15 protein-coding genes and 2 pseudogenes are annotated in these 18,576 nt (G+C 59.4%); 11 read left to right on the plus strand and 6 right to left on the minus strand.

The window, feature by feature from the left end; all coding sequences use genetic code 11:
• Positions 1 to 7: 7 nt before the first annotated feature.
• Positions 8 to 904 (minus strand): SMP-30/gluconolactonase/LRE family protein, encoded by an 897-nt coding sequence (locus tag BKP54_RS29480; RefSeq protein ID WP_084815314.1) that lies wholly within the window; start codon positions 902 to 904, stop codon positions 8 to 10.
• Between the two features lie 113 nt (positions 905 to 1,017).
• Between BKP54_RS29480 and BKP54_RS29485 the strand changes: the two genes are divergently transcribed.
• From BKP54_RS29485 to BKP54_RS29520, 8 genes are all read left to right on the plus strand, one after another.
• Positions 1,018 to 1,740, plus strand: coding sequence for a FadR/GntR family transcriptional regulator (locus BKP54_RS29485; RefSeq protein ID WP_025430665.1), 723 nt, complete (start codon positions 1,018 to 1,020; stop codon positions 1,738 to 1,740).
• A gap of 11 nt (positions 1,741 to 1,751) precedes the next feature.
• On the plus strand, positions 1,752 to 2,954 hold the full coding sequence (locus BKP54_RS29490) for a mandelate racemase/muconate lactonizing enzyme family protein (protein ID WP_084815315.1): 1,203 nt from the start codon (positions 1,752 to 1,754) through the stop codon (positions 2,952 to 2,954).
• Between the two features lie 46 nt (positions 2,955 to 3,000).
• Entirely contained in the window at positions 3,001 to 3,981 is a 981-nt protein-coding gene (locus BKP54_RS29495) for a sugar ABC transporter substrate-binding protein (protein WP_084815316.1), read from the plus strand.
• A 164-nt stretch (positions 3,982 to 4,145) separates the two neighbouring features.
• Positions 4,146 to 5,123, plus strand: coding sequence for an ABC transporter permease (locus BKP54_RS29500; protein ID WP_084815317.1), 978 nt, complete (start codon positions 4,146 to 4,148; stop codon positions 5,121 to 5,123).
• A 3-nt stretch (positions 5,124 to 5,126) separates the two neighbouring features.
• Positions 5,127 to 5,858 (plus strand): ATP-binding cassette domain-containing protein, encoded by a 732-nt coding sequence (locus BKP54_RS29505; RefSeq protein WP_025430661.1) that lies wholly within the window; start codon positions 5,127 to 5,129, stop codon positions 5,856 to 5,858.
• A gap of 11 nt (positions 5,859 to 5,869) precedes the next feature.
• Positions 5,870 to 6,613 carry an SDR family oxidoreductase gene (locus BKP54_RS29510; RefSeq protein WP_025430660.1) on the plus strand — a complete coding sequence of 248 codons (744 nt, stop codon included), beginning with the start codon at positions 5,870 to 5,872 and terminating at the stop codon, positions 6,611 to 6,613.
• Positions 6,614 to 6,615: 2 nt separating this feature from the next.
• Positions 6,616 to 7,515: an aldose 1-epimerase gene (locus BKP54_RS29515; RefSeq protein WP_084815318.1), complete on the plus strand. Its 900-nt coding sequence runs from the start codon at positions 6,616 to 6,618 to the stop codon at positions 7,513 to 7,515.
• Positions 7,502 to 8,638 (plus strand): fumarylacetoacetate hydrolase family protein, encoded by a 1,137-nt coding sequence (locus BKP54_RS29520; protein WP_128090527.1) that lies wholly within the window; start codon positions 7,502 to 7,504, stop codon positions 8,636 to 8,638. Before BKP54_RS29515 ends, BKP54_RS29520 begins: the two co-directional genes overlap by 14 nt.
• Positions 8,639 to 9,029: 391 nt before the next feature.
• On the opposite strand, the gene BKP54_RS29530 is transcribed toward BKP54_RS29520, so the two are convergent.
• Together BKP54_RS29530 and BKP54_RS29535 are read right to left on the minus strand one after the other, a co-directional pair.
• A complete protein-coding gene (locus BKP54_RS29530; RefSeq protein ID WP_084815320.1) occupies positions 9,030 to 10,931 on the minus strand; it encodes a potassium transporter Kup in 1,902 nt (633 codons plus the stop codon).
• 284 nt (positions 10,932 to 11,215) lie between these two features.
• Positions 11,216 to 11,947: a GntR family transcriptional regulator gene (locus BKP54_RS29535; RefSeq protein ID WP_084815321.1), complete on the minus strand. Its 732-nt coding sequence runs from the start codon at positions 11,945 to 11,947 to the stop codon at positions 11,216 to 11,218.
• A 217-nt stretch (positions 11,948 to 12,164) separates the two neighbouring features.
• Here BKP54_RS29535 and BKP54_RS29540 point away from each other — a divergent pair, with 217 nt between their 5' ends.
• Together BKP54_RS29540 and BKP54_RS29545 are read left to right on the plus strand one after the other, a co-directional pair.
• Positions 12,165 to 13,178, plus strand: a complete 1,014-nt coding sequence (locus BKP54_RS29540) for an SIS domain-containing protein (protein ID WP_025430654.1) — start codon at positions 12,165 to 12,167, stop codon at positions 13,176 to 13,178.
• 83 nt (positions 13,179 to 13,261) lie between these two features.
• Positions 13,262 to 14,073 (plus strand): annotated as a pseudogene (locus BKP54_RS29545) (PfkB family carbohydrate kinase).
• Between the two features lie 129 nt (positions 14,074 to 14,202).
• On the opposite strand, the gene BKP54_RS29550 reads toward BKP54_RS29545, so the two are convergent.
• From BKP54_RS29550 to BKP54_RS29560, 3 genes and pseudogenes are all read right to left on the minus strand, one after another.
• A complete protein-coding gene (locus tag BKP54_RS29550) occupies positions 14,203 to 15,174 on the minus strand; it encodes an amino acid ABC transporter permease (protein ID WP_025430652.1) in 972 nt (323 codons plus the stop codon).
• Between the two features lie 21 nt (positions 15,175 to 15,195).
• Complete coding sequence (locus tag BKP54_RS29555) at positions 15,196 to 16,476, minus strand: FAD-binding oxidoreductase (protein ID WP_084815322.1); 1,281 nt, start codon at positions 16,474 to 16,476, stop codon at positions 15,196 to 15,198.
• Positions 16,477 to 16,540: 64 nt separating this feature from the next.
• Positions 16,541 to 17,367 (minus strand): annotated as a pseudogene (locus tag BKP54_RS29560) (transporter substrate-binding domain-containing protein).
• A gap of 622 nt (positions 17,368 to 17,989) precedes the next feature.
• Between BKP54_RS29560 and BKP54_RS29565 the strand changes: the two are divergent.
• The gene (locus tag BKP54_RS29565; RefSeq protein ID WP_084815323.1) at positions 17,990 to 18,508 is read left to right on the plus strand and encodes a VOC family protein; all 519 of its coding nucleotides are present in this window, start codon (positions 17,990 to 17,992) and stop codon (positions 18,506 to 18,508) included.
• Positions 18,509 to 18,576: the final 68 nt, after the last annotated feature.

Raw genomic sequence — 18,576 nt, forward strand, 5'->3', positions numbered from 1 at the left:
ATCGAGGTCATTGACCGAACCGATTGGCCGGCAGCCCGCAAACACCTGCCCGAATCCCGAACACAGATCCCTCGTACGGATTGTCGGCAAGGTACGCGTCGCTCATCGTGAAGCGTGCTGAAGTAACGAACAGAGTTTCAAGTCCAGGCCCGCCAAAAGCACAGCTGGTTGGCCACGAACAGGGCAGATCGACAATGCGATCTATTATACCGCTCGGCGTGAAACGAACCACGCAACCGCCACCGGCGACGCGACAATTCCAGATGAAACCCTCCGCATCGACGCAAGATCCGTCTGGAAGACCACGATTGAAGCCAGAAAGGATCGTCCGCCGGTCGTGAAGAGACCAGGATTTGTCATCCAAGGCGTAACTGTAGATCGTGTTGTCTTCGGTGTCGGCCGTAATGAGCCGACCGTCTTCAGTCCATATTAGTGTGTTGGTGATGCCAAAGCGGTCATCCGAAACCGAGCATAGCTCTCCGACCGCATAACGATAGAGCCTTCCCGTCTTTGCCGATATCGCCTGCGGCGTGCCATCGAGACCGATATTGTCCTGCATGGTGCCAACCCAGAATGCGCCATCTGGCCCGACAACGCCTTCGTTCAGGCGGTTTCGCGGAAGCTCCGATTCAACCTCTGCTATGGCGCGGAGTTGGCCGCCGAAGTCCCATAACGCAATTGACTTCCTCAATCCGACAATGGCGCCTCCGTCCTTACGAAGGCCAATTGAAGTCACGAGATCATGGAAGTTCCACTTTTCGTGTTTGCCCGAGTCCGGGCGTAAGCGATGGATCGATTTCCCGACGATGTCGACCCAGCATAGCGCATGTTCTCGTTCGTCCCATACGGCACTTTCTCCGACGACGTTTTTCGCGGCGAGAACAACGTCAACCTCAACTCCCATGGAATTCCCCCGTTTGGTCTTCGAATTCAATCTTGACATACAGCTTATGCGTAAACTATGAATCGGATCAAGTAAACCTGTCCGACAGGTTTTGGCATTTTGGGAGGCAACGTATGAACCTGCGGCCAGTTGAAGACGAGCAACATATAGCCGGCAGCCTGGTCGGCACCGCGATCGGCGCGATCACCCAGCACATCCGGACAAATGAACTCGGCCCCGGCGACCGGCTGCCTAGTGAGGCAACCTTATCGAAGGAACTCAGCGTATCTCGATCGGTGGTCCGCGAGGCGTTCAGGTCGCTCGCCACGATGCGCTTGATTGATCTCAGTGCGGGTAAGCGCGCCACCGTGGCGCAGCTCGATCACGGAGCAATGTCCTTGATGATCGAGCACGGCGTACACACTGCCCAGATCAACATCAATCAGGTCTACGACGTGCGCCGAACCATAGAGACCCGTACGGCGACGCTCGCCGCACTGAGGCGGACGGACGCGGAAGCGCGCACCATTCTCGGACTTGCGAAGGCAATGGAGGACAATTTTGTAGACGCAGAGAAAGTAATGGAGAGCGACCTCGCGTTTCATCTCGAGATCGCCCGCGCTTCAAAGAATCCGATCTTCTCGATGATTGTCGGCGCCTTCCAGGGCGTGTCGCGGCAGACTTGGCCGATCGGTTGGCGCAGCCGCGCCTCGGACGCAGAGCGGCACGCAATGAACGCAATCCATATCGAGTTGGCGCAAGCGATTGCTGCGGGCGATCCGCAAGCAGCCAGTCAGCTCATGGCCCGGCATTTCGACGAGAGCGTCAAGGCGCTTCTTGCGGCCGGCATCGCATAGGAAGCAGCCTTATGAAAATAACGAAACTGGAAACGGTCCGCGTCGCGGAGCGCCCTAACCTTCTCTGGCTCCTGGTCCATACGGATGAGGGGCTGACCGGGCTCGGGGAAACTTTCTTCGGCGCCGAGACCGTCGAAACCTATATTCATGAATATGTCGCGCCTCGGGTCATCGGCCGCGACCCCTTGCAGATCGACCTCCTCGCCACCGATCTCGTGGGATACCTCGGGTTTCGCTCCTCCGGGGCTGAAGTGCGAGGCAACTCGGCCTTTGACATCGCGCTGTGGGACATCTTCGGCAAGGCAACGAACCAGCCGATCGCCCAGTTGCTCGGCGGTTTCAGTCGCAAGGAAATCCGTACCTACAACACATGCGCGGGCACTGAGTACATCAAGAAGGCGACCGGCCAGACGACAGCGAACTATGATCTGTCCTCGTCGTCCGCGCGCAATTACGACGACCTCAATGGCTTCCTGAACAGCGCCGACGAACTTGCCCATTCCCTGCTTGAAGAGGGCATCACGGCGATGAAGATCTGGCCGTTCGATATCTCTGCGGAAAAGACGCGCGGCCAATATATCTCACTGCCCGATCTTAAGTCGGCGCTTAAGCCCTTCGAGAAGATCCGTTCGGCGGTCGGCGACCGGATGGATATCATGGTCGAGTTCCATTCGATGTGGCAGCTGTTGCCAGCAATGCAGATCGCCAAAGCACTCGCGCCATACCAAACATTCTGGCACGAGGATCCCATCAAAATGGACAGCCTCTCGAGCCTCAAGCGCTACGCAGCAGTCTCGCCGGCACCGATCTCAGCCTCGGAAACGTTGGGCTCGCGCTGGGCCTTTCGCGACCTTCTGGAAACCGACGCTGCCGGCGTGGTCATGCTCGACATCAGCTGGTGCGGCGGATTGTCGGAAGCACGCAAGATCGCCGCTATGGCGGAGGCATGGCACTTGCCCGTCGCGCCGCATGACTGCACCGGCCCGGTCGTCCTTTGCGCATCGACGCATCTATCGCTAAACGCGCCCAATGCGCTGGTACAGGAGAGCGTCCGCGCCTTCTACAAGACCTGGTACCGCGACCTCGTCACGGCGTTGCCCGAAGTCAAGAATGGCATGATCACAGTACCGCCAGGCGCCGGACTGGGCATGGAACTCAATCCGGACCTCGATAAGGCATTCACCGTATTCCGCCGCAGCTCGGATACGAACTGACACGGACCTTCAGCTGCAATCAAAATGAACCAAGGGAGGAGTAAATATGAGAGGGATTTTGACTGGGTGCGCTTTGAGCATAGCGCTTTTGGGCTCGACAGCGCTCGGGGCATCCGCGGAACCGCTAAACATCGTCTTCACGCACCATTCGTCGGCGTCGAATACGTTTTGGCAGGCGGTGAAGAAGGGCTTTGACGACGCCTGCGAGAAGATCGCAGCCAACTGCCAGATGGTCTTTACGCAGAACGAAGGCTCCGTCGAGCAGCAGCTTTCGAACATGGAAGCGGCCCTGGCGCGTAAGCCTGATGCACTTCTAACTTCGATTGTCGACGACAAGGCGTTCGACGACGTCATCGCCCGCGCCACGAAGGACAACGTCGTCGTAATCGGGGTCAATGTGGATGACAGTCAGGGCGCACAAGGAAACATGCGCGCTGCTTTTGTCGGCCAGGGATTCCGGCCAGCCGGCCACTCGCTCGGTCAGGCCATGGCGGAGAATTTCCCGAAGGAGGGGCCGATCAAGGTGCTGGTTGGAGTTTCGGCTCCAGGCCAGAACTGGTCTGAGGCGCGCGGGCAGGGCGTCATGGATTTCCTGGAGGAATACAAGGCCGCCAATCCCAACCGAGAGGTTTCCTGGGAGCGAATCGATAGCGGCACTGATCTTGCGATTACGGCCGATCGTGTTGGCGCCTATCTTAATGCCCACCCCGACACCACGGCCTATTTCGACACTGGCTTTTGGCATGCGGCGGTCGCACGGGTGCTGAAGGATCGCGGCGTCGAGCCGGGCAAGGTGCTGCTAGGGGGCTTCGACCTCGTGCCGGAAGTCGTTCAGCAGATGCAGACCGGCTACGTCCAGGTTCAGGTCGATCAGCAGCCCTACATGCAGGGCTTCATGCCAGTCATGCAGGTCTATCTCGCCAAGACTTTCGGGCTCGCCCCGTCCGACATTGACACGGGGCAGGGCATTGTTCGCCCCGCCGATGCCGAGACGATCATGGAGTTCTCCGCCAAGGGTCTTCGCTAACGCACTTCCCCGGGGGCCGGAGCGGATTCTTCGGGAAAGACAAACTAGCCTGTTCAGGGCGTTAGAGTGTGCTTTGCCCGTCAAGTTGAACGGGCAGAGCGCCAAATTTGGCCGAGAGGGTACGGCGAGCACATCGCCGCCCTCTCGCACTGGAGCCGCATGCAATGAAACGTTTTTTGAAAATCTACATGGATAAGCCCGAACTGGCCGCGCTTATCCTTCTCCTGCTTCTCATGGGTATCTTCCAGAGCCAGTCCGAAGGCGTGTTCTTGAGTCTTGACAATTTGCGCGGCGTTTTGGGGATCCTGCCCGAGATGGCACTGGTCGCGATCGGTGTGACGGTTCTCATGATCTGCGGTGAATTCGACCTTTCAGTGGGAGCCGTATTCGCCCTGATGCCGATGTCGATGGCGGTGCTGATGGTTACAGGGATTTCGTTCCCACTGGCACTGATCGCCGGCCTTCTTGTGTGCGTCTCTATCGGCCTTCTGAACGGTTTTCTGACCATTCGCTTCGCGATACCAAGTTTCATCACCACGCTTGGCATGATGTTTGTCGCCAGATCCCTGACTGTCGTGATCTCGGGCGGATTTCCACCGCTTCTACCGGCCGATCTCCCCACGTGGCTCTTCACTAGCTTCGTCGGGCCGGGCGAACTGGTGAGAATGTCATTCATCTGGTTTGTGGCCATCGCTGGTCTCGTGTCGTTGCTCCTCAGCCGTACGAACTTTGGCAACTGGATCCGAGCAACCGGCGGATTCCTGCCGGCGGCGGCGGCACTCGGCATCCCGACAGCGCGCGTCAAGATCGCCTGTTTCATTCTCTGCTCGGTACTAAGCGGATTTGCCGGATTGATCCAGGTGCTTCGCCTCGGTTCGCCCCTGCCGTCAATCGGCGAGGGAATGGAGCTTCAGGCCGTGGCGGCGGCGGTTATCGGTGGCACTGCACTGACTGGCGGGGTCGGCGCCGTTTTGGGCGGCATCGTGGGCGTGGCGCTGATCCGCGTGATCGACAATGGTCTCGTTCTCAGCCAGGTCGACGCCAACTGGTTCAAGTTCGCCATCGGCTCGCTGACCATCTTTGCGGTGGTCGCCAATTCTTGGCTGCGCAAGCGCGCAAAGTCCATCAAAGTGGAGGTCTGAACCATGAAGGATACAATCGTTTCCGTCAAAAACCTGCACAAGTGGTATTCGGGCGTGCATGCGCTGAAAGGCGTCTCGGTCGATTTCGCCCGCAACGAAGCAGTGGGCCTCATCGGTGATAACGGTGCCGGCAAATCCACACTGATCAATATCCTCTCCGGTGTGCAGAAGCAGGATGAGGGTGACATCTATATCGAATCCGAGAAAGTCGCGATCTGCAGCCCGCGCGATTCCATGCGTCTCGGCATCGAGACGATCTACCAGTACAACTCCATGGTTCCAACCATGTCGATTGCGCGGAATCTGTTCATCGGTCGAGAGCCGCTGAAATACTCGGTGTTCGGCGTCGGCGTTATGGATCTACGCAAGATGCGCGAGGAAAGTGTCCGGGCGATCGCAGATGTCGATCTGCATCTCCGCTCGCCCGATGCGCTGGTTGGTGAGCTTTCCGGGGGGCAACGGCAGGGCGTGGCCATCGCCCGAGCCATGCACTTTAAATCCAAGGTGATGATCCTCGATGAGCCGACTAACCATCTCTCGGTCAAGGAGACCAACAAGGTCATCGGTTTCGTTCGTTCGCTGAAAGAACAGAACGTCACGGGAATCTTCATTAGCCACAATATGCATCATGTCTTTGACTGCTGTGATCGTGTGGTCGCGATGGCGCGTGGACAGATCGTGCTCGACAAGCGTGTCGCCGACACGTCGATCGACGAAGTGCAGTCGGTGCTTTGAAGGGAACGCAAATGGAAACGCTTCAGGGAAAAGTGGCACTCGTCACCGGAGGCCTCGGCACGCTCGGTCGAGCACAGGCAAGGAAGCTCAACAAGGAAGGCGCGACCGTCGTCGTACTTGACCGTCCTGGGCTGGACGATGCGCAGACGCTGGCACGAAGCCTCGGCGAAAACGTGCGCTTTCTTGGTTGTGATCTTAATAATCTCGCCACATCGGAAAGGGTCATACGGGACGAGGCAGAGGCTTTGGGTGGCATCGACATCCTGATCAACAACGCCGCGCTCATCATCAACAAGCCGTTTCAAGATTTCAGCTTGGAGGAGTACGAAGATCAGATCCGTGTCAACTCGTCAGCTGCCTTTGCTGCTGTCAGAGGCTGTGCGGATTTGATGAAGCGCAAGGGGGCAGGCAAGATTATCAACTTTGCTTCCATCACGCTCAATGGCCAATGGGAAGGCTACGTACCATATGTGGCGTCAAAAGGCGCGATGGTCGGTCTCACGAAGTCGCTGGCCCGTGAGCTTGGTCCACATGGCATCAACGTCAATGCGGTTTCGCCAGGTGCGATTGTTTCCGAAGCGGAAGACCGGGTCTTTGCAGATAGGCTTCAGGAATACAACGATTGGATCCTGACGCGGCAGAGCCTCAAAAAACGCATCCAGCCCGACGATGTGGCCGAACTCGTTTTCTTCCTCGTCTCGCCGGCCTCCGACATGATCTCTGGGCAGAACTTCGCGATCGACGGCGGCTGGTAGAGATGGTGGCCGAGCGGATCGTCCTGGACAACGGCAACGCGCGCCTCGAGCTCGTGCCGGCGCTCGGAGGGGGGATTGCGCGGCTTGATGTGCAGCACCCGAACGGTGCACTATTTCCCGTGTTGAGGCCATGGAACGGGCGGATGGAGGATGGCCCTTTCGCACTCGGCTGCAATGTGCTGGTCCCATTTTCCAATCGCATTTCCGGGGGCGGCTTCGAACACGATGGTGCGTTCCATCCTGTTCCTGCCAACCTTCGTGGCGAGCCATTGCCCATTCACGGGGACGGCTTTCAGCGGTGTTGGTGCACGCTTGCCCAGCGCTCAGAGTTCGTCGAACTCGAATGCGACGGGGAGATCGGTCCATTCCGCTATCGGGCACGGCAAATCATCACGCTCGCGTTGGGCAAACTGATCGTAGAGCTCGAAGTTGAAAACATGTCGGAGCAAGCATTGCCGTTCGGCGTGGGATTTCATCCGTGGTTTCCCAGAAATGCGGACACCCGGCTGCGATTTCGTGCCGCGGAGATATGGCTGGAGGACGAGCATCATCTTCCCGCCGGGCGGCAAGAGATCGGTGACGCTTCAGACTGGAACTTCGATAAAGGGCGGATCTTGCCCGACGGCTGGATCAACAACGCCTTCGGCGAGTGGGGTGGAGAAGCCGTGATCACGCAAGGCGACGGGGCCATCTCCGTCAGGCTCTCCGCCTCGGATAACCTCGCATATGCATTGGTCTTCTCGCCGGGGTCGAAGGCCGACTTCTTTTGTTTTGAGCCGGTCTCCCACCCTGTCGACGCTCATAATCTTGAGGGTCACCCCGGCCTTCAGGTGCTCGAACACCACCAAAAACTGACTGCTTCAATGACGTTGAAATGGGATGAACGATATGGAACTCAGTAAGAGCGGCACCTTCGTAGGTCGCGTTTGGCTGCCGCAAGAACAGGGGCCGGCGCTGGTGGCTGTTAGGGCCGGCGTAATCTTCGACATCACCTCGAAGGATGCGCCAACGATGCGCGATCTCGCCGAGATGGACGATCCGGTCGGGTTTGTTCGTGCCCAAGAGGGAAAAGCGATCTGCAATCTCGACGATGTTTTGTCCGGCCGGGCCGCTAACCCGAGCATGCCCCGGCTGCTCGCCCCATGCGATCTTCACGCGATCAAGGCCTGCGGAGTGACCTTTGCACGCTCGATGATCGAGCGGGTGATCGAGGAGCGCGCGGCAGGAAATCCCGACCTCGCCTCTAAGATCCGCGAACGCGTGACGGCGGTCGTCGGAGACAGCCTGCGCAATCTCAAGGCCGGTTCGCTGGCAGCGGCCAAGGTCAAGGAGGCATTGATCGAGGAGGGTGTCTGGTCTCAATATCTCGAAGTCGGAATCGGCCCCGACGCTGAAGTCTTCACAAAGGGACAGATCATGTCAGCGGTCGGCCATGGGGACGAGGTGGGGCTCCACCCGATCTCGAGATGGAACAACCCTGAACCGGAGGTGGTGCTGGTTGTGGACAGTAGGGGCCGGGTGAAAGGAGCGACGCTTGGCAACGATGTGAACCTGCGCGATGTCGAAGGACGCTCTGCCCTGTTGCTCGGCAAGGCCAAGGACAACAACGCCTCCTGCGCACTCGGCCCGTTCATTCGACTGTTCGATGAAAGCTATTCAATTGATGACGTTCGCGATGCCGAACTCGATCTGAGGATTGAGGGCGAAGATGGCTATGTCCTGACCGGCCGCAGCTCGATGAAGGAGATCAGCCGCGATCCACTCGACCTCGTGGCACAGACCATCGGTCCCCATCACCAATATCCCGATGGCTTGATGTTGTTCATGGGCACGCTGTTCGCTCCAGTCGAAGATCGCGACGTTCCGGGTCAGGGCTTTACTCATAAGGTCGGCGATGTCGTGACGATTTCCAACGCCAAGCTCGGCGCTCTCGTCAACACGGTGAGGCTGTCCACCGAGTGCCCCCCCTGGACGTTCGGCGCGTCCCATCTCATGCGCAACCTCGCCGCACGCCAGCTGATCTAGGAACCCCATTATGACATTGCACCAGAACCTGATTGCCGGCGAGTGGGTTGGCGGTGATGGCGTTGCCAATATAAATCCGTCCGAAGCTCGGATCGTATCCGTCTTTGAAAGCGGGATGAGCCGGGCAACCGCAGGTGCCGACTTTTGGACGCCATCGCGCTTTCTGAGGCTTTCAATTTTCTCCCCAGCCGCCACCCCGTCAGCGTCCGATATCTTTTGAGCGCTGATCTTTCCGAGCGCTATTTGGTTTCTTTTTGCAGGATTGATAGCATCGGTTTGGCGCGAATGCGGTTCTGAGACCACCGCTGAAAGCCAAAATCGTGCTACGTTTAAGCCGGATCTCGGAGCGTGCGGGCGATTGAGCGGTGGCGCTTTCACTCCTTCCGCTCCCTCAGATCGACATCTGTTCCCCAATCTCCACCACCCGATTTGCTGGAAGCTTGAAGTAGGCCGAAGGATCGACACCAAGCCCGGTTAGCGCGATGTAGAGATTGTCCTGCCAGCCCGGCATCCCAGAATTCGGATCGCTGATCAGCGTGCGACGTCCAAGATAGAACGACGTCTGCATGATCTCGAACTTGAAGCCCGCCTTCTTGCAGAGCGCCAGTGTTTTTGAGACATTCGGTTCGTCCATGAAGCCGAATGTGATCTCGATCCGAGCAAACCGTTCTGAAAGCTTGGTCATCTGAACACGTTCAGCCTCAGGGACGTAAGGTCTCTGCGAGGTCTTTACCGTGAGAATGACGTTGTTCTCGTGCAGGACGTGATTGTGCTTGATATTGTGCAGCAGTACGGCCGGCGTCTTGTCGCCAACGCTTGTCAGGAACACTGCTGTTCCCTTCACCTTGACCGGAGCGTGGAGCGAATCCCTTTCGATGGATGCGATGAACGTGTCGAGCGGGATATCGTTTCTCGCCGTCTTCTCCCGAAGCAATAGAGATCCACGCGTCCACGTCCACATAACGAGCATGATAGTGGCCGCAAGCAGTACAGGCACCCACCCGCCGTCATGAATCTTGAGAAGGTTCGCTCCGAGGAAAACGCTTTCCAGGACGAAGAGCGGTATCAGCACAGCGGCCGCGGCGGCCGTGGACCATCGCCAGACCGAACGCAGGAACTGGAACGCCATCAGCGTCGTGACGACCATCGCGCCCGTGACGGAAATGCCATAGGCCGTTGCCAGCGATTCAGAGTCCCCGAATGCGAAGATCAGTACGATGACACCAACAAATAGAAGGCCGTTCACAGCCGGGACGTAGATCTGTCCAGTGTTTGTCTCCGAAGTGAAGGTAATCTGTAAGCGCGGAAGGAAACCGAGATGAACCGCTTGTCTCGCAAGCGAGAACGCGCCCGTGATCACCGCTTGGCTCGCGATGATGGTGGCGAGCGTCGCGAGTATGACGACCGGGAGTAGGGCCCACTCTGGATACATGAGATAGAACGGGTTTTCCGCAGCTTCGGGGTTTGTGAGGACGAGAGCGCCCTGACCGAGGTAGTTGATCGCGAGCGACGGGAACACGAGGACAAACCAGGCCGTCTGGATCGGCTTGCGGCCGAAATGGCCGAGGTCGGCATAGAGCGCTTCCGCGCCCGTCACTGTCAGGAACACGGCCCCTAGGACGATAAGGCCGGCAAACCCGGCGTGGGTGATGAACCAAAGCGCGTTCATCGGGTTGAGCGCTGCTAGGATCGTATAGTCGTCGCCGATGTGAATTAGGCCGCCCCAGGCCATCGCCAGAAACCAAAGCACTGTAATAGGCCCGAAAAATTTGGACACGGCGGCCGTGCCGTGCGACTGGACCGCAAAAAGCGCAGCCATGATCACGGCGGACATCGGCAATACATAGTCGGAGAGGGCAGGGGTGACGAGCTTGAGACCTTCGAGGGCAGACATCACCGACAGGGCAGGCGTGATCATGGCGTCGCCGATGAAGAGGGCCGCCCCCACGATGCCGGCAAAGAAGAGGACGGGCATGTAGCGCCCGGTCTTCTTCATGAGCAGCGCCAAGAGTGAGAGTGTTCCGCCTTCGCCGTCGTTGTCGGCACGCAGGAGGAATAGGACGTACTTGAAGGTGACGATGACCGTCAGCGTCCACACCATGAGCGAAATGAGGCCGACGACGCTTTCATGGCTGATGCCGTCGCGGGAAAATGGCCTGAGTGCCTCGCGAAACGCATAGAGGGGGCTCGTCCCGATATCGCCGTACACGACCCCGATCGAACCGAGGAGGAGGGCAAGGAATCCTTGAGGCTGGAGGGCATCATGCGGCGTGCCGTCATGTGATGTACTCATGCTGTCTCCGGCCCCGCGGGGCATTGATGACTGGGTGCCCAAGATGTTTCGCCGCCATATGCCCGGAACAACTCCGCCCGGTGCAGGGGGGCGCAGATTTAGTTGCGTTCCTCGCTTCGAGCAAGCCCAGAGGCCCCAACACCAGGATAAACCTGCAGGTTCCACACCGCATGGGCGATGATCGCGGTAGGAAATTGGTGATCGATTATGCCCACTTATACAGAAGCCGAAAAATCAAGCCGACGCTCCCACATCGCGTCCAGCACACCTTCTTCGGAAAGCGCCTACTTGCGCGTCAGGCTAAAGGAGAAATGGCTGCCGCGGTGATAGTCAATCGCGTAGTTCACCGGGACGCCGGCTGCGTTGAAGCAGGTTTCGGTGATGAGCAGAGCTGGCCCGAAATCCCTCAGGTCGTGGCGCTCGACGACGTCATCGGGAAGCATGACGGAGGAGACGCTGGCGGCGGACATGCGCGGGCGGCTGCCGCATTCCTCGAGCAGGTCCATCAGCGATCCGCTCCAGTCGAGGTCGTAGAGCTTCCCTGGGATGATGCTGCGCGGAACGTAGTCGATGCAGTAGAGGATCGGCTCGTCATCATGCAGACGGATGCGCTCGATGCGGATCACGCGACCGGTGGGCGGGAGATGCAAGCTATCGGCGACGCGTGTGTCGGGTGTTTCCTCGGAAATCGACAGCACCTTGTTGACAGTGGAATAACCGTAGTGGCGCGCCATGTCGGTGACACTCTCGAAGACCGTGATCGGGCGATCGACCTGGACGGCCGAGAGCGCCGAAACGAAGCGGCCGCGACCGTGCTCGACATAGATTACGTCGTCCTGTTCGAGCAGCTTCAGGGCTTCGCGCAGCGCCGGGCGAGATATCTTGAAGCGCTGCGTGAGCTGCGCTTCTGTGGGCAGCTTGTCCCCCGGTTTCAGCCCTTCCAACCGGATGAGATCGGCAATCCGGTCCCGAAGCTGAATGGCCAGGGTGCGCGAGTCGCGAAGGGGCTCCTGCACTTCTAATGCCTCGTGTCGTCGTTGATCGTCCAATCGTTCTTGTCTGACAAATCCTTGCCGGTCAAGTGTACGAAAGCCCGGCTTTGTAGCTGCGTCCGCTTCGCTTCACTGGCATTTCCACAAATCGCGGAAAGCCGCCTTGACAGATATTTCCCATGATGTCAGTTGTCTTACAACGAAAGAGCCATCACCTCCTGTAGACACCGAGAGCAGAACCATGCTGAATTTTGACGAGCAGAGATTCCTCCGTATCCAGTCCGGTGCAGTCGCGCTGCAGAGCCGGCTGGAAACAGTGATCGTATCATGTCTTTCGGCGGGCGCAGAGAACATCTTCTTCCTCGGGACCGGCGGCGCGGCGATCCTGATGCAGCCCGCGGCTCAGTTGCTGCAACGGCGCTCGCGCTTTCCTGCCTTCATCGACATGCCGGCAGAACTGGTGCTCACAGGCTCGTCCCAGCTGACGGACAAGTCGATCGTCGTCATGCCGTCGCTTTCCGGCACGACAAAGGAAAGTGTAGCCCTTCTCGCCAGGCTGAAGGAAATCGGCGCGACTGTTGTGACCCTGGTCGGCCACCAGGAGACGCCGCTCGGCAAGGGCGGAGACCACGTCTTCGTCAACTTTGCCGAGGACGATACATCCTGCGAATCCTTCTATCTGCAGTCGTTGTTCATCGCGCTCGCGATCCTGAACCATCGCGGTGAGATCGAAAATCACGCCGAGATCGTCAGCCAGCTCTCCCGCATGCCGGCGCTGCTGCTGGAGGTGAAGCGGGCCTATGAGCCCAAGGCCGAGGCCTTTGCGAAGATCCTCGCCGCCTCCGACTACCACATCATTACCGGTGCCGGGAACGTTTGGCCGGAAGCGTTCTACTACGGCATGTGTATCCTCGAGGAGATGCAGTGGATCCGCACCCGCCCCGTGCACGCGTCCGATTTTTTCCATGGCACGCTCGAACTCGTCGAAAAGGGCGTCAGCGTCATTCTCTTCAAGGGCGAGGATGCAGCGCGCCCGCTTGCCGAGCGCGTCCAGAACTTTGCGCCGGGCTACACCGACAAGCTTACCGTTCTCGACACTGCCGAGTTCGCATTGCCCGGCGTTTCGGCCGATGTGCGGGCGCTGGTGTCGCCGGTGCTGATGGCGACTGTGCTGGAGCGCATCAGCGCCCATCTTGAAGTCCTGCGCAACCACCCTCTCACGACAAGGCGCTACTACAAGCGCGTCGCCTACTGATATGTGCTGCTTGACGCGATAATCCGGAGCTGCGAATCCGCATCATCGCGTTCGCGGCTTTCGCGTCCTATCCCGAGATACGCATGAAAATCCTCCGCTTCGCCGCCGTCGGCGACAATTGCATTGACCGCTTCCAGCCTCCGCTTTCGCAATCGCTTGTTGGCGGCAACGCTGTCAACGTTGCGGTACAGCTCGCCCGGCTCGGCCACGGCTCGCACTATTTCGGCGCCGTCGGTTCGGATCCGGCCGGTCAGCGGACGCGGCATCTCCTGGCTGACAACGGTGTCGACGTAACGCATATGCAGGAACGTTTCGGCGTCACCGCCTATACCGAGATTGACGTGCTTCCCTCCGGCGACCGCGTCTTCGCTTTCGAGGATTTCGGTGTCTGCGCCGGCTACAAGCCGGATGCGGACGAGATTGCCGTCCTGAAGACCATGGATCACGTGCATGTCGGCTGGATTGACGATGGAGGTGTTCTGCGCCGCACGCTCGCCGACGCCGGTATCAGTGTGTCCCAGGATGTGTCCGTCAATGCCGATCCAGTCAATCTCGGAACCGAGGGCCTGACGATCGCCTTCGGTTCGCCGGCGACGACGACGCAACTGCGGAAGACTTGCTGCGCCGCCTGTTGGAATGCGGCGTGCCGCTCGCCGTTGTCACCCGAGGCAGCAAGGGGGCCATGGTCAGCGATGGAAGACAAACTGTTTCGATCGGGATCCGGCCGGTCGAGGTGGTCGACACGACCGGTGCCGGCGACAGCTTCATTGCCGGCTTTCTCGCAGCCCGTGTTGCGGGTCTGCCACTGCCTGATTGCCTTGCGGCCGGGCGCGACCGGGCTGCTTTGACCTGCATGCATGTCGGCGGTTTTCCGCAGCTGCCGCAGCCGCTCTAACGGAGCCGGCGAGGGCGGCGGCTTCACCATGGCATTGGTGCCGAGAAGATCCCGAAGGCGAGAACAACGAGAAGGCGCCGGCCGTTCGACGGCGCGTTAAACGCGCCGCCACGGGCCGTGGCGGGCACGTCAACGGGCGTCGAAGCGGCCGAATCGGTCCTCGATGCGAGACTGGGCATATTCCAGCCCGATCGAAAGGATCCAGTAGATCATCGATGCGGTGATCAGCATCTCGATGTGGCGGAACTCGGTCTGGCCCTGGGTGCGGGCGAGATACATGATTTCCCAGACGCCGACAACGGAGACGAGGGAGGAGTCCTTCAGCATGGCGATGAACTGGTTTCCGGTCGGAGGAATGATGACGCGCATCGCCTGCGGCAGGATCACGAGCGCCAGGGTCTGGTTGGGGCTGAGCCCGAGTGCGGTGGCGCCTTCCGTCTGGCCGCGTGAAATGCTCTGGATGCCGGCGCGGAAGATTTCCGTCATGTAGGCGCCGTAGCACAGCGAAAGCGCCAGGATGCCGGCAGGCACCGCGCCGATCACATAACCGACCTGCGGCAGGCCGAGATAGATGATGTAGATCTGCATCAGAAGCGGCAGGCCGCGAAACAGTGAGGTGTAGAAGGTGGCGAGGCCGTAGATCACACCGTTGCTGGACAATTTGGCGATTGCGCCGGCCAACGCGATGACCGTCGCGATCACGATGGAGATCGCGGAAATGTAGAGCGTCGTCACCACGCCCTGTGAAATGAGAAAGCCGATCTTCTTGGCGATGAAGGCGAAGGACAGATCGAACGAATAGAAGAAGAGCATCAGAAGCACGAAGAGTTCAAGCCAGACGCCGACCACCTGCTGGCGCCGTGAGAGCTGGCGCAACGCCTTCCAGTTGGCGGCAACGATGAGCGCGATCAGGAGAGACGAAACCAGCCGTCCCATGGTCGGGTTTTCGCCAAGCCAACCTGCCGTGGCGGGCAGGACATGGCCAATCCAGGCAGAGCTGACACCGAGCATGTAGAGCGCAAGGACCACCAGGGTGAGGATCAGCAGCGCTCCGGCACGGCGCGAGGCCTCGGGATAGATGAGTATCAATCGACCGATCATGGTTCAGACCTTTCCCGTGTCTCAGGCGGCGCGCTCGCGCAACCAATCCTGTGCCTGGAGCTTCCAATAAGTGAGCTGGGCGACGGCAAGCCCGGCAAGCCCGCCCGCCCAGACGAGGCCGAACGGTTCATAGAGCTTGTAGCGTTCGGTCTCACCGAGAATGCCTTCGGCGATGACCTTGCCGCCAATCGCCGTCGTGTTGAGGCCGTGCCCGCCGAAGGCCGTGCAATACCACACGCCGGGGCTCATGCGCCCAATCTGGGGCATCAAATGGCGGGCATAGGACATGAGGCCGGACCAGGCGATTTCGGTCTTCAACCCGGCGAGTTGCGGATAGGTGCCGACCATTTCGGCGCGCAGTTCGCGCACGAGCGCGTCGCTCGAGGCTGCGCGGGTGGTTATGCGACCGCCCCACAAGAGGCGCCGGCCGCTATCGATCACGCGGTAGTAGTCGCCCGCGCGGCGGTTGTCGCCGATGGCGTCCTTCGTTGCGATCGCCGATGCGATAAGATCCGGCGCATCCTCGCTGACCATGACGTAGGTCGCGATCGGCAGGAAGGAGCGCTTCAGCTTTCCATTGAGCGATCCGGTGTAACCACCTGTCGTGAAGACGACATCGCGGGCCGTCACGCCTCCACCTGCCGTTTTCACCCGCTTCTGTGCGCCTGCCAGGTCCACGGATTCTACCGCGGACATTTCGCAGATGCGGCTGCCAAGACGTTCGATCTCGCGGGCGATGGCGCGCAGATAGTTCAGCGGATGCATGTGGAACGCATTGCGGTTGCGCAATGCCTGGAAATAGCGGTCCGACTTGAGGGTCGCGCGGACCGCGTCGCGATCCATGAATTCGAGTTCGTAGCCGTAGCGCCGGCTGGTGTCCTTCGCATATGCCTTGAGGCTTGCAGCATTGTCGTAGCGCAGCACGCTCATCAGGCCGGGTTGCGGCTGCGCGTCATCGATCGCAAGGGCGCGGATGTTTTCGCGGATGAACTCCATGCCTTCGATCGACAGCAGATGGAGGCTGCGGGCTGCTTCTTCGCCAGTGACACGTGCGATTTCGTCGCCGTCCGTTGCATAGCCCGGGCTGACGAAGCCGCCGTTTCGGCCGGATGCGCCGTAACCCACGCTTTCGGCCTCCAGAACCGTGACGCTTTTGCCGGCTCGCGCCAGTTGCAGGGCCGTCGACAGCCCGGCGAGGCCGCCGCCGACGATCACGACGTCGCAATCGTGCGAGCCTGACAGCGCAGGACGCGCTGTCAGATCTACCATGGTGCGTTTATAGTAGGTATCAGGATAGGTCATGCTGTACGGCTCCCCCAGATGCGCGTTGCGGCGCGAGCCAGATCGACCCACGCCGCCATGCTCGTCAGTCCGTGCTGTAGTCCTTGCCGTACCACTTGGTGGTCAACGTGCTGAGAGTGCGTCCTTCTTCATCTCCTCGATGATGCTGCCGACCTTTGCTGTCCAGTCCGGATCAACTTTTTCGGCAATCACGACGAGCGGCTCGCGAAAGGCATATTCACCTTCCAGGCTGCGGAGCGGATAGCCATTCTTGATGGCGTTGAGGGCCGTCTGCTCAGGCGCGATCACTGCGTCGAGGCGCACGCCGCTGCCGAGGCGAAGATCGTCGAACGGCAGCATGGAATCGGCAAAGGTTCGCACTTCGCCCGGCTCCAGTTTGTATTCGACCGGCGGCAGGCCAGGTGCGTCGATTTCCAGTCGGCGGTTGATGAAGTCTTCCGACGTCGTCGCGGTCTCGACGCCGATGACCTTGCCGTTGAGGTCGGTCACGGACTTCGCCTCGCTGTCCTTGTGCACGACATAGACATAGGGGCTGTAGTAGTAGATGCCGACGAAATCGATGACCTGCGCGCGCGCTTTGGTCGGCGTTACGGAACCGACGCCGAGATCGTAGCGTCCCTGCCAGCGGCCGCCGGTCAGCGTTGCCCAGTCCGGCGTCTCGAAGCTCACTTCGACGCCGAGGCGCTTGGCGATTTCGCGGGAGACGTCGATATCGAAGCCGACCATCTCGTTGCTGTCGTCCAGATAACTCTGAGGCGGCCAGCCGCTGTTGGTGGCGACGACCATCGCCTTTTTTTCGATGACGCGGTCGAGCGTCTGCCCCGCATGGGCAGCTGCGGCCGTGGCGACGAATGCGGCGCCTACGGCCAATCGTACAAAGAGCTTCCTCACATGATCCTCCTATTCGATCCGTCAGCCATGATCCCCTATTATGTAAGATGTCTGACAACTGAATGTGTCAGTGCTTGTATTCTGGAGTCAAGGCAATTTTCCTTCGTCGAAGCTCGCTTGTAACATTAGGCTGTCCCGTTGAAGGTCGCTTCGGTTGGAGACAGGTTCGTCAACACGGCGCTGCTTACCGGAAGAGTCTTCCGTATCCGGCCCCCTCTACGCATCGGGCTTCCGCGTAACGAGGGTCGGCTTCCTGACGCGGGTGAACCAGTATTGGTTCTGGTGCTGGCCGTTGTTTTCTTTGCGGGACGTCGCTCGCAAGTGATCCAAGCCGGGGAGATATGCCGCCATTGTATCCGAACCGGTGGCATCGGCGCCTCTATGCTTAGATCGCCATGCGTGACAAGCACGCCGACAATTTCCGCCAATGTCAGGCAGGAATGCCAGTACCGCTCGGCCACTGCGGCGGTCCGGGCTCAGGTTTGGCTGTTTTCCATTTTGCGTAAAGCACACGCCTTGACAGGTGGGAAACTGGTTGCAATGAAATAACTAAATAGTTACATACTAAATTCAATCGACTTTTAACCGGCGTGTGAATGGATCGCTCGGAGGGGGGAAATCAATGAAGGTCTTTGGGATGCAGCATATCGGCTTTACGGTGCCTGATCTTGATGAGGCCGTCGGTTTTTTTGAAGCCGTATTCGGTGCCGCTAGATGCCTACAAACAGGGCCGATCGATGTGGACGACACCTTCATGCAAAGGCGCCTTGGTGTCCCTGCGGGCAGGCGGATTGAAAACATCATAGTGCTACGGGTCGGCAACGGGACCAATCTTGAACTGTTTCAGTATTCCGGCGAGGTTGACGACGATGCCCCCCTTAAACGCAACAGTCAGCCGGGCGGTTTTCACATGGCGTTCGAGGTTGATGATTGCGAGGCTGCGGCAATGCGCTTGCGTGAGGCAGGTGTCGAGGTGCTCGAAGGGCCGACATATGTCGACAGCGGCGCCATGGAAGGGCTGACCTGGCTGTATCTGAAGGCCCCGTGGGGTCAGTTCCTCGAGGTTGTCAGCATGCCGGGTCCGCTTGGCTATGAACAGGCGGGAGGTCCGGTGCAATGGTCGCCGGTAACTGGTCGCTGATACGTAGTCCCTCCGCTCCGTCCGGTTTGGCGAGCGGATCACCTTCTAAGCACTAATTCACACAGGCA

Source organism: Ensifer sp. 1H6 (genome assembly GCF_001976035.1).
In the GTDB taxonomy this organism is placed as follows: Bacteria; Pseudomonadota; Alphaproteobacteria; order Rhizobiales; family Rhizobiaceae; genus Ensifer; species Ensifer canadensis.